The following is a 12811-nucleotide window of genomic DNA, read 5'->3' as shown; positions in this document are numbered from 1 at the left end:
GATGGGGTGGAAGCGCCCGAACTCGTCGCCCTGTTGCGGGGACGTCGGGTCGCGGTGCTCACCGGTGCGGGCATGTCGACCGACTCGGGGATTCCGGACTATCGCGGACCGGACTCACCCCCGAGCAATCCGATGACGATCCAGCAGTTCATGTCCGACGCGGTGTTCCGCCAGCGGTACTGGGCCCGCAACCATGTGGGCTGGCGGCACATGGCCGATACGCTGCCCAACGCGGGGCACCGCGCGGTGGCCGCGCTCGAGCAGGCCGGCGTCGTCTCCGGTGTCATCACACAGAACGTCGACCTGTTGCATAGCAAGGCCGGCAGCCGTGCCGTCGTCAACCTGCACGGCACCTACGCCGAGGTCATCTGCCTGGACTGCGGGCACACCATGGCCCGCGCCGCGCTGGCCGACATGCTCGAAGCCGCCAACCCGGGTTTCGTCGACCGCGCCGAGGCGGTTGGCGGCATCGCGGTCGCGCCGGACGCCGACGCCGTAATCGGTGACACATCGTCGTTCAGGATCGTCGACTGCGTCCGGTGTGGCGGCATGTTGAAACCCAACATCGTCTATTTCGGTGAGAGTGTGCCCAAAGAGCGCGTGTCGCAGGCTTTCTCGATTGTCGACGCCGCCGATGCGCTACTGGTGGCGGGCTCGTCGCTGACCGTGTTCTCCGGGTTCCGCTTCGTACGCCACGCCGCTGCGCTCGGAATCCCGGTTGCGATCATCAACCGCGGCCGCACCCGAGGCGACGTGCTGGCGACGGTCAAGGTCGATGCGGGCTGCTCCCCCATGCTTGCGCTGCTGGCCGATGAACTGCCGATGGAGATATCGGCGTGAGCGCACCGCTGCTGAACCGGTTGCGGCCGAAAACCTGTCCTACCGAGGAGCGTTGGTCGCTGAGCGTGGGCGACGTGGTGGCCGATGTGGTCAAGGCACCTGAGCCGGTGGGCCGTATTGTGCGCCTGCTCAACCATTTCGGTGGCGTCGCTTTCAGCGCGCAGTCGGTCGAGTTCGATGGTGACGATGTCGACTGGTCTGTGGTGACCGAGATCCGCAGCCGCAACCTGGTCGGCTATCTGCTGTCCGACGCGATCGACAAACAGGTGGGCAAGCTTCCGCTGCCACGGTTCCCGGGACGCGGGCTATTGATCGAGGCCGTCGGAGCGGCGGTGTTGACGGCGCTGGTGGCGGTGGCCCGACGGCAGCTCGAGGACGGTCCGTTGGATGTCCGCATTCCCGCGGAGGTGCACTATCGCGGGGTGCTGCGGCGCAAGGAGCTCTCACCCGGTGTGCTCGCCACGCTCGTGCTGACCGATCCTGCGGTGCGCCGATGCCTGCAAGAGACGGCCCGTGCCCACGGCGTCGACGTACAACCCGCCCACGACGACCCGGTGGTAGCGGCCACGCACCGCGCCGACCGCATCAAATCGGCGATCGCCAAGCTGACTTCGTGAGTTTTCGCTAGAAAACCGCGACGAGATCGTCTGCGTGCACTGCGGGTCGGCGCATCTCGGCGGGCAGTTCCGACGTCGACCGGCCGAGCATCGTCGCGAGCTCGGCAGCGTCGTAGGCGACCACGCCGCGGGCGACCATCGTCTCGTCAGGGCCGCGCAGTTCGACAACGTCTCCGCCGTGGAAGCGTCCCGATACCGCCGTAATGCCCGCGGGCAATAGCGAGCGGCGGTGTTTGACCACCGCGCGCACCGCCCCGTCGTCCAGGATCAGCGCGCCCGCAGATTCCGCGGCGTAACGCACCCAGAACCGCCGCGCGGACATGCGTTCGGGTCGGGGCGCGAAAACCGTGCCGACCGATGCTTCGGTCAGCGCGGTCGCGGCGTCGGAGGCCGCGGCCAGCAACACCGGCACCCCTGCGTCGGAGGCCAGCAGCGCCGCGGACAGCTTCGACGCCATCCCGCCAGTGCCGAGGTGGCTGCCCCGGCCGGCGATGACGCCGTCGAGGTCCGTCGGGCCCGCGACCTCCGGAATGAACCGCGCAGGAACATCTTTGGAAGCCTTGCGCGGATCGCCGTCGTAGAGACCGTCGATATCCGACAGCAGAATGAGGGCGTCGGCGCCTACGAGGTGAGCGACCAGCGCAGAGAGCCGGTCGTTGTCACCGAACCGGATCTCGTTGGTGGCCACGGTGTCGTTCTCGTTGACGATCGCGACCGCGCGCAGGGCGCGCAGCCGGTCGAGCGTGCGCTGGGCGTTGGTGTGCTGTACCCGCATTGAGATGTCGTGCGCGGTCAGCAGCACCTGCCCTACGGGACGCTGGTACCGCGCGAAGGCGGTGTTCCACGAATTGATGAGCGCGACCTGCCCGACGCTGGCCGCGGCCTGTTTGGTCGCCAGGTCAGCGGGCCGCTTGGTCAGCCGCAGCGGCTCCATGCCGGCCGCAATGGCGCCGGAGGACACGATCACGACGTCCGATCCGGCCTTCATCCGAGCCTCGATCGCGTCGGCGAGGGTGGCCAGGCGTCCGGCGTCGAACACGCCGGACGGCGTCGTCAGCGCGGTGGTGCCGATCTTGACGACGACGCTGCGCGCGGTTCGGACCGCGTCGCGATGCACGCTCACGGCTGCGGCTCCCGGCGTTGCTTGCGGGCGCGTTTGCGCTCGTCGGCGCCGACGCGCTCGGTCTGTTCCAGCCGCGCATCGGTGCCGCGGCCCGACATCGGCACGTCGACACCCGCGGGCGTCTGCGGCTCCCAATCGAAGGTCATGTCGCCGATGGTGACCGCGCAACCGGGGGTGGCGCCCAGCCGCAACAACTCGTCCTCGACGCCCAGGCGGGCCAACCGGTCGCCGAGGTAGCCGACAGCCTCGTCGTTGGTGAAATCGGTTTGAGCAACCCACCGTTCGGGCCGCACACCGTGGACCACGAATCCGCCTTCACCGTCGGAGTCCACGCTGAAGCCGCTATCGTTGGCCGGTATCGGGCGGATCACCGGGCGCCGCGGCACGATCTCGGGCTGCGCGGCACGGTAGCGCGACACCAGATCCCACAGCGCGAATGTCAACGGCCGCAACCCTTCCCGGCTGACGGTCGACACTTCGAACACCGGCCACCCGTAGCGCCGTTCGACCTCGTCGCGGACGAAGTCGGCCAGCTCGCGGGCGTCGGGGACGTCGATCTTGTTGAGCACCACGGCCCGTGGCCGCTCGGCCAGATCACCCAGTGCCGAATCACCTTGCAGCGTAGGCGTATACGCAGCGAGCTCAGCCTCCAGCGCGTCGATATCGGAGATCGGGTCGCGGCCGGGTTCCAGCGTCGCGCAGTCGATCACGTGCACCAGCACCGCGCACCGCTCGATGTGACGCAGGAAATCCAGACCGAGGCCGCGGCCCTCGGACGCGCCGGGGATCAGCCCGGGCACGTCGGCGACGGTGAAGGTCTGCTCGCCTGCCGAGACGACGCCGAGGTTGGGCGCCAGGGTGGTGAACGGATAGTCGGCGATCTTGGGTTTGGCCGCCGAGATCGCCGACACCAGCGACGACTTGCCCGCCGACGGGAAGCCGATCAGGCCGACGTCGGCGACGGTCTTGAGCTCGAGGGTGAGGTCGCGGGCTTGGCCCTTCTCGCCGAGCAGCGCGAACCCGGGGGCCTTGCGGGCCCGCGAGGCCAGCGCGGCGTTTCCGAGTCCGCCCCGGCCGCCCGCGGCGGCCTCGAAGCGGGTGCCCGCGCCGACCAGGTCGGCTAGCAGTTTGCCCTTCTCGTCGAGGACGACGGTGCCATCAGGCACCTTGACCTCGAGGTCTGCACCCGCGGCGCCGTCACGGTTGCCGCCCGCGCCCTGCTTGCCCGACGGCGCGACGATGTGGGGCCGGAAGTGGAAGTCGAGCAGGGTGTGCACCTGCGGGTCGACCACCAGCACGACGCTGCCGCCGCGCCCGCCGTTGCCGCCGTCGGGTCCGCCGAGCGGTTTGAACTTCTCGCGATGGACCGAAGCGCAGCCGTTGCCGCCGTTGCCCGCTCTCACGTGAATCACGACGCGGTCGACGAACCGGGGCATCGCGATCACCTCCCTCGCCGAAGCGGACATTTGGGCGCAAAAGTGCGAGTGCCTCGCGCCAAAACGTCGATGTCGACGCGGGGCTAGGCCTCCGAGGCCGCCGGCTCCACAATGCTGACCGTCTTGCGGCCACGCTTGACGCCGAACTGAACGGCGCCGGCGGCCTTGGCGAACAACGTGTCATCGCCTCCGCGGCCGACGTTCACGCCGGGGTGGAAGTGGGTGCCGCGCTGGCGGACGATGATCTCACCGGCCTTGACGACCTGGCCGCCGAACCGCTTGACGCCGAGCCGCTGGGCGGCGGAGTCACGACCGTTGCGCGAGCTGGAAGCGCCCTTCTTGTGTGCCATCTGTTCGCTCCCCTACTTGATGTCGGTGACCTTGAGGACCGTCAGCTGCTGACGGTGACCCTGGCGCTTGTGGTAGCCGGTCTTGTTCTTGAACTTGTGGATGCGGATCTTCGGGCCCTTGGTGTGCTCGAGCACCTCGCCGGTGACGGCGACCTTCGCCAAGGCCTTGGCGTCGCTGGTGACGTTGGCCCCGTCAACGACGAGAGCGACGGGCAGCGAGACCTTGGCCCCTGGCTCGCCGTCGAGCTTCTCGACCTTGACCACGTCACCGACGGCAACCTTGTACTGCTTGCCGCCGGTCTTGACGATTGCATAAGTCGCCATACGTTTCGTGCTCCATGCTTCTCGGGGCGTCGCGCTACCCGTGAGTGCGCGAGCGGGTCTGGGGTGCGGAGCCGCGGTGGGTCCACTGTCCTCGGCATCGGCCGAAAGACAACTGGTCAAGGGTACGTGAAACGCGGCGGCAGGGTCAAATCACCGCAGGTCACGGCAGTCGGTCAGTCGTGGCTGGGCGGTCCTGCCGGCCTTGCGGCGGCCCGGCGGCGATGCCGGCCTACGGGACGGGCCGCCGGAACGTCGTCCTCGTCGTCGTCGTCATCCTCGTCGTCGTCCTCGTCCGAGTCATCGTCCGAGTCGTCGTCCGAGTCATCGTCTGAGTCATCGTCGGAGTCGATGACCTCGATGTCGTCGTCGAGGCCGTCTTCCTCGTCATCCTCGTCCAGGTCGATCTCGTCCTCATCCGAGTCGTCATCGGAGTCGTCCTCCGAGTCGTCCTCCGAGTCGTCATCCGAGTCGTCCTCCGAGTCGTCGTAGTCCTCGTCGAGGTCGTCGTCCTCGAGTCCGGTGTCGGCCGATTCGTCGACTGCCTTCTTGATGGTCTCGGTGTCGGACTCGGCGACTTCCTCGGCCTTCTTGGCCTCGTCACCGGACTCGTCGTCGGAAGAGTCATCGTCGTGCTTGCCGTTGGCGGCGGCCATCGCCTTGAACATCGGATGCTCGCCGGCGGGGTGGGCAGGCACTTTCGCGACGGCGACGTCCTCGGTGCGGCCACTCTTCTTGCCACGCTTGCCGCGCCGCGACTCAGATTTACGACCGCTGGCCGGTGCCGAATCGACAGGGTCGGCGTGCAGCAGAATGCCCCGGCCCGAGCAGTGCGGGCACGGTGTGGAGAACGCCTCGACCAGGCCGGTGCCGAGACGCTTACGCGTCAGCTGGACCAGACCAAGCGACGTCACCTCGGACACCTGATGACGGGTGCGGTCGCGGGCCAGCGCCTCGGTGAGCCTGCGCAGCACCAGATCACGGTTGGATTCGAGCACCATGTCGATGAAGTCGATGACGACGATGCCGCCGATGTCCCGCAAGCGCAGCTGCCGCACGATTTCCTCGGCGGCTTCCAAGTTGTTGCGGGTGACGGTCTGCTCGAGGTTGCCGCCGGAGCCGGTGAACTTGCCGGTGTTGACGTCGACAACGGTCATCGCCTCCGTGCGGTCGATGACCAGCGTGCCGCCCGAGGGCAGCCAGACCTTGCGGTCCATCGCCTTGGCCAGCTGCTCGTCGATGCGGTGGACCGCGAAGACGTCGGGTCCGTCACTGCTGGCGGGCTGGTACTTCGTCAGACGCGGAACAAGGTCGGGCGCAACGGAATTGACGTAGTCATTGATCGTGGACCATGCCTCGTCGCCGGACACGATCAGCCCGGAGAAGTCCTCGTTGAAGAGGTCGCGGATGACCTTGACCAGTACATCAGGCTCTTCGTACAACGCCACCGCTGCGCCGGCGGCCTTTTTCTTGGTTTCGGCCGCCTTCGCCTCGATCTTGGCCCACCGTTCCTGAAGCCGGCTGACGTCGGAGCGGATGTCGTCTTCCTTGACGCCCTCTGAGGCGGTGCGAATGATCACGCCGGCGTCAGACGGAACCACTTCGCGCAGAATCTCTTTGAGCCGCTGACGCTCGGTGTCGGGCAGCTTGCGGCTGATGCCGGTGGACGATGCGCCGGGAACGTAGACCAGGTAGCGGCCGGCCAGAGACACCTGCGTGGTCAGCCGGGCGCCCTTGTGCCCCACCGGATCCTTGCTGACCTGAACGACGACGTAGTCGCCGGGTTTGAGGGCCTGCTCGATCTTGCGGTTGGCGCCGCCGAGGCCCGCTGCCTCCCAGTTCACTTCGCCGGCGTAGAGCACGCCATTGCGGCCGCGGCCGATATCGACGAACGCCGCCTCCATCGAGGGCAGCACGTTCTGCACGATGCCCAGGTAGATGTTGCCGACCAACGAAGCAGACGCAGCCGAGGTGACAAAGTGTTCGACGACGACGCCGTCCTCGAGCACAGCGATCTGCGTGTAGCGGGCGCCCTCGTGCGGCGGCTCGGTGCGCACTTTGTCGCGCACCACCATCACGCGTTCGACGGCCTCGCGGCGGGCCAGGAACTCGGCCTCGCTCAGGATGGGCGGCCGGCGCCGGCCGGCGTCGCGGCCGTCACGGCGGCGCTGGCGCTTGGCTTCCAGCCGCGTCGACCCCGAGATGCCCTGGATCTCGCCGTTGTCCTTGTCTGAACCTGTATCCGCCTTGTCCGGCCGACGCCCGGCTCGTTCATGGACGACGGTGTTGGGCGGATCGTCGGGTGAGACATCGTTGTCGTCGCCGGCCCCGGACTTGCGCCGGCGACGCCGACGGCGGCGCCTGGTGGCCGTGTCGCCACTACCCGATTCGTCGTCGCCGCCGTCGTCGTCGGAGTCGTCGGAGTCGTCGGACTGGCCGGAGGAGCTGTCGTCGGAATCCTCACCCATCTCGTCGCCGCTCTGCTCACCACGGCCGCGGCCGCGGCCACGGCGACCCCGCCGGCGGCGCCGGTTGGGACGCTCGGCCTGGTCGTCGCGGTCCGGACCGCCGTCGTCGTCGTCCTCGTCCTCGTCCTCGTCGACATCGTCGGGTTCGAACTCGACGGGCTGCGGCGCCACGAACAGCGGCATGTACTCGGCGCGTTCGACGACCGTCTCGGTGGTCTCGATGATCAGCCGAGCTTCGGGTTCGCTGCCGTCGACACCGTCGGCGGGTTGGTCCTCGCTCGACTCCTGGCTCGGATCCGAGGGCCCGTCGGCCTCCTGCGCCGCGACCGTCAGCCCGTCGGGCTGGGCCTGGGGCTCCTGAGTCTCTTCTGATTTGTTTTCTGTGGATGCATCGTCGGCCACGTATTCTCCTCAAGCCCCCGGGCGCGTCGTGTCGACGCGGCCACGCGAGGGCTTCCGCTATTGGCCCGGGCCGGTTGCTCCCCGGGCTTGTTGTGGTCTCGCTCCGAGCTGTCCGCTTCTGAACACGCCCGGTGCCTGGCTGAATGATGGCTGGGACGGTCGGCGCCGCACCGCGGGTGAGCGGTGGTCGCGCTCGTCTAAGTCTTCATTCGGGCATCCGGCCCTGGTGTACAGCCGTCTACCCGCAGCCAGTATCCCATACGGGGGGTCGCCGACGGACCAGGCTGGAGTACTCGGCTATCGGCCGGGGAACCAGAGTTCGATTTCGCGGGCGGCCGATTCGGGTGAATCCGAGCCGTGCACGAGGTTCTCCTGGGTGACAAGGGCCAGGTCACCGCGGATGGAACCGGTCGCTGCCTTCTCGACCGGGTCGGTGGCGCCGGCGAGCTGACGGAAGGCCATGATCGCGCGCGGACCCTCCACGATGGCCGCGACCACCGGCCCAGAGGTAATGAATTCCAGCAGCGAGTCGAAGAACGGCTTGCCGTCGTGCTCGGCGTAATGCTTGCGGGCCAAGTCGTCCTCGACGTCGCGCATCTCCAGGGCGGCGATCGACAGGCCCTTGCGCTCGATACGGCTGACCACCTCGCCGATCAGACGCCGTTTGACGCCGTCGGGTTTGATCAACACCAGGGTCCGCTCAGTCACGGCCGACAGCGTACCTGCGGAACCTTTCACTCAGGCGGGGGCTGCTGGCCCGGCAGCAGACCACGCTGCTCGCGGCGCCGCACTTCGCTGCGCAGGTAGAGGATCAGCAGCCACACCGCGGCGAAGACCAGGCCGATGAAACCGACGGCCCCGGAGAAGGCCCATCCGGCGATCAGCACCACCTGGACGGCGAGATTCACCCAGATCGCCCAGGACCGGCCCTGTATCCCGGCCAGCAAGATCAGCACCACCGCCAGGCCGATCAGATACGAGCCCGTGAACACCGTCAGCCCGTTGTCGGCCATCGATACGACGGGCAGCGCCAGCAGCACCACGATGGCTTCGAGGATCAGGGTGCCCGCCATGACTGCGCGGAAGCTCTTCCACGGATCAGGTGCCGGGGGCCCCTTTGGCTGTTCGCTCATGCCGGGTCCCTTCCGAACAGCGTGCGCGCTGCACCGGCGGTGACGACGGAACCCGTGATCACGATGCCGCTGCCGGAGAGGCCTTCGCCGTCGCTGCCCGCATCCTCGACGAGGGCGGTCGCCGTCTCGATGGCGTCGGGCAGCGTGGCCGCGGCGATGACCCGTTCGGGACCGAACCGCTCCTCGGCACGCAGCGCCAGGCTTTCGATGTCCAGGGCGCGCGGCGATCCGTTGTGGGTGACCACGATCTGGTCGAATGCCGGCTCCAGTGCCGCCAGGATGCCGTCGACGTCCTTGTCGGCCATCACCGACACGATTCCGATCAGCAAGCGGAAGTCGAACTCCTCGTTCAGCGTGTGCGCCAGCGCCGCGGCGCCCGCCGGATTATGCGCGGCATCGATGAAAACCGTTGGCGCGCTCCGCATTCGCTCCAGCCGGCCGGGGCTGACGGCGGCCGCGAAACCGGCGCGCACCGCGTCGACGTCCAGCTGCCGATCGGCGCCCGCCCCGAAGAACGCTTCCACCGCGGCCAGCGCGATGACGGCGTTGTGGGCCTGATGTTCGCCGTGCAGCGGCAGAAAGATATCGGAGTACACCCCGCCGAGGCCCTGCAATTCCAGCAGTTGGCCGCCGATCGCGATCTGGCGGCCCAGGACCGCGAACTCGGAATCCTCGCGGGCGACCGCCGCATCTGCCCGCACCGCTTCGGCCAGCACCACCTCCATGGCCTCGGGCACCTGCCTGCCGATCACCGCGACGGTGCTCAGATCCGTGCCCGCGGGCACCAACTCGTGCTGCTGCCTGACGATGATGCCCGCCTTCTCGGCCGCGATATCGGCGATCTCGGTGCCTAGATACTCGGTGTGGTCGATGCCGATCGGGGTGATGACGGCGACCGGCGCGTCGACGACGTTGGTGGCGTCCCAGCGACCGCCCATCCCGACCTCGACGATGGCGACGTCGATCGGGGCGTCGGCGAACGCGGCGAACGCCATCGCGGTGACCACCTCGAACTTGCTCATCGCCGGCCCGCCTGCCACTTCGGACTGCTTGTCCACCAGGGCGACGAACGGCTCGATCTCCTCGTAGGTCGCCACGTAGCGCGCCGGCGAGATCGGCTTGTTGTCGATCGCGATGCGCTCGACCGCCGACTGCAGATGAGGACTGGTCGTGCGGCCCGTGCGCCGATGCAGGGCGGTCAACAAGGCGTCGATGATGCGCGCCACCGAGGTCTTGCCGTTGGTGCCCGCAATGTGGATCGACGGGTAGCCCCGCTGCGGCGAGCCGAGCAGCTCCAGCAGGGCCGAGATGCGGGCCGTGCTGGGATCGAGCTTCGTCTCGGGCCAGCGCTGGTCGAGAAGATGCTCGACCTGCAGCAACGACGCGATCTCGTCCGGCGTCGGGGCCTGCTCCGCGCCGGGTCGCCGGTCAACCGGCTCCCATGTCATGTCAGTGAGGCCAGCCTTGCGGTGATGCGCTCGACTTCGTCGCGGGCCAATGATTGGCGGCTGCGGATCTTGTCGACGACCTCGGCGGGGGCCTTGGCCACGAAGGCCTCGTTGTCGAGCTTGGCGGTGGTGCCCTTGAGCTCCTTCTCCGCGGCGGCCAGATCCTTCTCCAACCGGCGGCGTTCGGCGGCGATGTCGACTGTGCCGGAGGTATCCAGCTCAACGACGACAGTGCCCCGCGTCAGCCGCACTTCGACGGAGGCGGTCGGCGAGAAATCATCCGTTGCGGGCGTCAGCCATGCCAGCGAAGTGACCGCGGGGATCTGGGAGTCCAAATCGGCGGCGGCGACGTCGCTCAGCCGCGCAGGCACCTTCTGCCGATCGGCCAATCCTTGGTCGCTGCGGAACCGTCGCACCTCGGTGACCAGCTTCTGCATATCGGCGATGCGTTGCACGGCAACCTGATCCACCGCGAACCCGGACGGGCGGGGCCATTCGGCGATGACGAGGGACTCGCCACCGGTCAACTCTTTCCACAAGGTTTCGGTGACGAACGGCATCACCGGATGCAGCAGCTTCAACAACGTGTCGAGCACGGCTGCCAGCACTGCGGTGGTATGGGTGATGCCTTCTGCAAGCTGCACCTTGGCCAACTCGACGTACCAGTCGCAGAACTCGTCCCAGGCGAAGTGATACAGGGATTCGCAGGCCCGGCTGAACTCGTAGCCGTCGAACGCCGAATCCACTTCTGCGCGAACCTCTTCCGCGCGTCCCAGGATCCACTTGTCGGCGTCGGTGAGGTCGACGACGTCGGGGAGCGGCGCCGGGGCGGCCCCGTTCATCAACGCGAAGCGGGTGGCGTTGAACAGCTTGGTGGCAAAGTTGCGCGATGCGCGCGCATGGTCCTCGCCGATCGACAGGTCCCCGCCGGGGCTGGCGCCGCGGGCGAGGGTGAACCGCAGCGCGTCGGCGCCGAACTTCTCGACCCAGTCCAGCGGATCGATGCCGTTGCCCCGCGACTTGCTCATCTTGCGACCGAACTCATCGCGGATGAGGCCGTGCAGGAAGATGTTTTCGAACGGCACCTGCGGCTCGCGCGCGCCGTCCTGGGTGATCGCCGGGTCGTCGGAGACGAACTGACCGAACATCATCATCCGCGCGACCCAGAAAAACAGGATGTCGTAGCCGGTGACCAGCACGGTGGTCGGATAGAACTTGGCCAGTTCCGGGGTGTGGTCGGGCCAACCCATCGTGGAGAACGGCCACAGCGCCGAGGAGAACCAGGTGTCCAGCACGTCGGGGTCCTGCTCCCAGCCCTCCGGCGGAGTCTCGTCCGGGCCGACGCAGACGGTCTCGCCGTTGGGTCCGTGCCAGATCGGGATCCGGTGGCCCCACCACAGCTGGCGCGAGATGCACCAGTCGTGCATGTTGTCGACCCAGCCGAACCAGCGCGGCTCCAGGCTCGGCGGGTGAATCACGGTGTGCCCGTTGCGAACCGCATCCCCTGCGGCTTTGGCCAGCGACTCGACCTTGACCCACCACTGCAGCGACAGCCGCGGTTCGATCGGTTCACCGCTGCGCTCGGAATGCCCGACGCTGTGCAGATACGGCCGCTTCTCCTCGACTATCCTGCCCTGGGCGGCCAGCGCTTCACGGACCGCGACACGTGCGTCGAAACGATCCATGCCGTCGAATTGTGTTCCGGTGTCGGCTATCCGGCCCTTGATGTCCATGATGGACGGCATCGGCAGCTGGTGCCGCAACCCGATCTCGAAGTCGTTCGGGTCGTGCGCGGGTGTGACTTTAACTGCGCCCGTGCCGAATTCGGGATCGACATGCTCGTCGGCGACGATGATCATGTTCCGGTCGACGAACGGGTGGGGCAGCGTCGTGCCGACCAGGTGCCGGTAGCGGTCGTCGTCGGGATGCACCGCGATCGCGGTGTCCCCGAGCATCGTCTCCAACCGCGTCGTTGCCACCACGATATGGGGTTCGGCGTCGTCGAGGGATCCGTAACGGAACGACACCAGCTCGCCCTCGACCTCGGAATAGGAGACCTCGAGGTCGGAGATGGCCGTCTCCAGCACCGGCGACCAGTTCACCAGCCGCTCGGCCTGATAGATCAGCCCGGCGTCGTAGAGCCGCTTGAAGATGGTGCGCACCGCACGGGACAGGCCGTCGTCCATCGTGAACCGGTCGCGGCTCCAGTCGACGCCATCGCCGAGCCGACGCATCTGGGCGCCGATCGTCCCGCCGGAGTCGTGCTTCCAGTCCCAGACCTTCTCGATGAACAGCTCCCGGCCGAAGTCTTCCTTCGTCTTACCGTCAACCGCCAGCTGCTTTTCCACCACCGACTGCGTGGCAATGCCTGCATGGTCCATGCCCGGCAGCCACAACACCGCGTAGCCCTGCATCCGCTTGCGCCGGGTCAGCGCGTCCATCAACGTGTGGTCGAGCGCATGGCCCATGTGGAGGCTGCCGGTGACATTGGGCGGTGGCAGCACAATCGAATACGACGGCTTGTCGCTCGCCGGATCGGCCGTGAAGTAGCCGGCGTCGACCCAGCCCCGGTACAGCTCGCTCTCCACCGTCGCCGGATCCCACGACTTCGGCAGGGAGTCCGTTGAGGGTTTGGAGCTGGGGGTCACCGCGCCATTCTATGGAGTGCGGTGC

The 12811-nt window shown here is 67.7% G+C and carries 11 protein-coding genes; 2 read left to right on the top strand and 9 right to left on the bottom strand.

From position 1 onward, the window contains the following. The first annotated feature begins 6 nt into the window (after positions 1 to 6). Together A5651_RS05440 and A5651_RS05435 are read left to right on the top strand one after the other, a co-directional pair. Entirely contained in the window at positions 7 to 840 is an 834-nt protein-coding gene (locus A5651_RS05440; RefSeq protein ID WP_066976425.1) for an NAD-dependent protein deacetylase, read from the top strand. Beyond that, positions 837 to 1457 (top strand): hypothetical protein, encoded by a 621-nt coding sequence (locus A5651_RS05435; RefSeq protein WP_082943601.1) that lies wholly within the window; start codon positions 837 to 839, stop codon positions 1455 to 1457. The genes A5651_RS05440 and A5651_RS05435 overlap by 4 nt, the downstream gene beginning before the upstream one ends. Before the next feature lie 7 nt (positions 1458 to 1464). Here the strand turns inward: A5651_RS05435 and proB are convergent, their stop codons facing one another. The 9 genes from proB to A5651_RS05390 form a co-directional block, all read right to left on the bottom strand. Then, the gene (gene proB, locus A5651_RS05430; RefSeq protein WP_066976422.1) at positions 1465 to 2580 is read right to left on the bottom strand and encodes a glutamate 5-kinase; all 1116 of its coding nucleotides are present in this window, start codon (positions 2578 to 2580) and stop codon (positions 1465 to 1467) included. After that, positions 2577 to 4016 (bottom strand): GTPase ObgE, encoded by a 1440-nt coding sequence (obgE, locus tag A5651_RS05425; RefSeq protein ID WP_066976524.1) that lies wholly within the window; start codon positions 4014 to 4016, stop codon positions 2577 to 2579. Before obgE ends, proB begins: the two co-directional genes overlap by 4 nt. 83 nt (positions 4017 to 4099) lie before the next feature. After that, positions 4100 to 4366 carry a 50S ribosomal protein L27 gene (gene rpmA / locus A5651_RS05420; protein ID WP_066976419.1) on the bottom strand — a complete coding sequence of 89 codons (267 nt, stop codon included), beginning with the start codon at positions 4364 to 4366 and terminating at the stop codon, positions 4100 to 4102. 12 nt (positions 4367 to 4378) lie between these two features. Beyond that, positions 4379 to 4690: a 50S ribosomal protein L21 gene (rplU, locus tag A5651_RS05415; RefSeq protein ID WP_066976417.1), complete on the bottom strand. Its 312-nt coding sequence runs from the start codon at positions 4688 to 4690 to the stop codon at positions 4379 to 4381. Positions 4691 to 4863: 173 nt separating this feature from the next. Next, a complete protein-coding gene (locus A5651_RS05410; protein ID WP_066976414.1) occupies positions 4864 to 7557 on the bottom strand; it encodes an Rne/Rng family ribonuclease in 2694 nt (897 codons plus the stop codon). 297 nt (positions 7558 to 7854) lie between these two features. Further along, the gene (gene ndk, locus A5651_RS05405) at positions 7855 to 8265 is read right to left on the bottom strand and encodes a nucleoside-diphosphate kinase (protein ID WP_066976408.1); all 411 of its coding nucleotides are present in this window, start codon (positions 8263 to 8265) and stop codon (positions 7855 to 7857) included. A gap of 26 nt (positions 8266 to 8291) precedes the next feature. After that, positions 8292 to 8690 (bottom strand): DUF4233 domain-containing protein, encoded by a 399-nt coding sequence (locus A5651_RS05400; RefSeq protein ID WP_066976405.1) that lies wholly within the window; start codon positions 8688 to 8690, stop codon positions 8292 to 8294. Then, positions 8687 to 10138: a folylpolyglutamate synthase/dihydrofolate synthase family protein gene (locus tag A5651_RS05395; RefSeq protein WP_066976402.1), complete on the bottom strand. Its 1452-nt coding sequence runs from the start codon at positions 10136 to 10138 to the stop codon at positions 8687 to 8689. The genes A5651_RS05400 and A5651_RS05395 overlap by 4 nt, the downstream gene beginning before the upstream one ends. After that, entirely contained in the window at positions 10135 to 12786 is a 2652-nt protein-coding gene (locus tag A5651_RS05390; RefSeq protein WP_066976399.1) for a valine--tRNA ligase, read from the bottom strand. Before A5651_RS05390 ends, A5651_RS05395 begins: the two co-directional genes overlap by 4 nt. Between the last annotated feature and the right edge of the window lie 25 nt (positions 12787 to 12811).

This window comes from Mycobacterium sp. 1274761.0, from assembly GCF_001668615.1.
In the GTDB taxonomy this organism is placed as follows: Bacteria; Actinomycetota; Actinomycetes; order Mycobacteriales; family Mycobacteriaceae; genus Mycobacterium.
The sequence above is the reverse complement of the archived record's forward strand: the minus strand, read 5'-3'. Positions and strand labels throughout refer to the sequence as shown.

Coding starts and splice junctions, on each gene's coding strand:
- A5651_RS05395 (WP_066976402.1), bottom strand. CDS start 10,138: ATGACATGGGAGCCGGTTGACCGGCGACCCGGCGCGGAGCAGGCCCCG.
- A5651_RS05400 (WP_066976405.1), bottom strand. CDS start 8,690: ATGAGCGAACAGCCAAAGGGGCCCCCGGCACCTGATCCGTGGAAGAGC.
- rplU (WP_066976417.1), bottom strand. CDS start 4,690: ATGGCGACTTATGCAATCGTCAAGACCGGCGGCAAGCAGTACAAGGTT.
- rpmA (WP_066976419.1), bottom strand. CDS start 4,366: ATGGCACACAAGAAGGGCGCTTCCAGCTCGCGCAACGGTCGTGACTCC.
- obgE (WP_066976524.1), bottom strand. CDS start 4,016: ATGCCCCGGTTCGTCGACCGCGTCGTGATTCACGTGAGAGCGGGCAAC.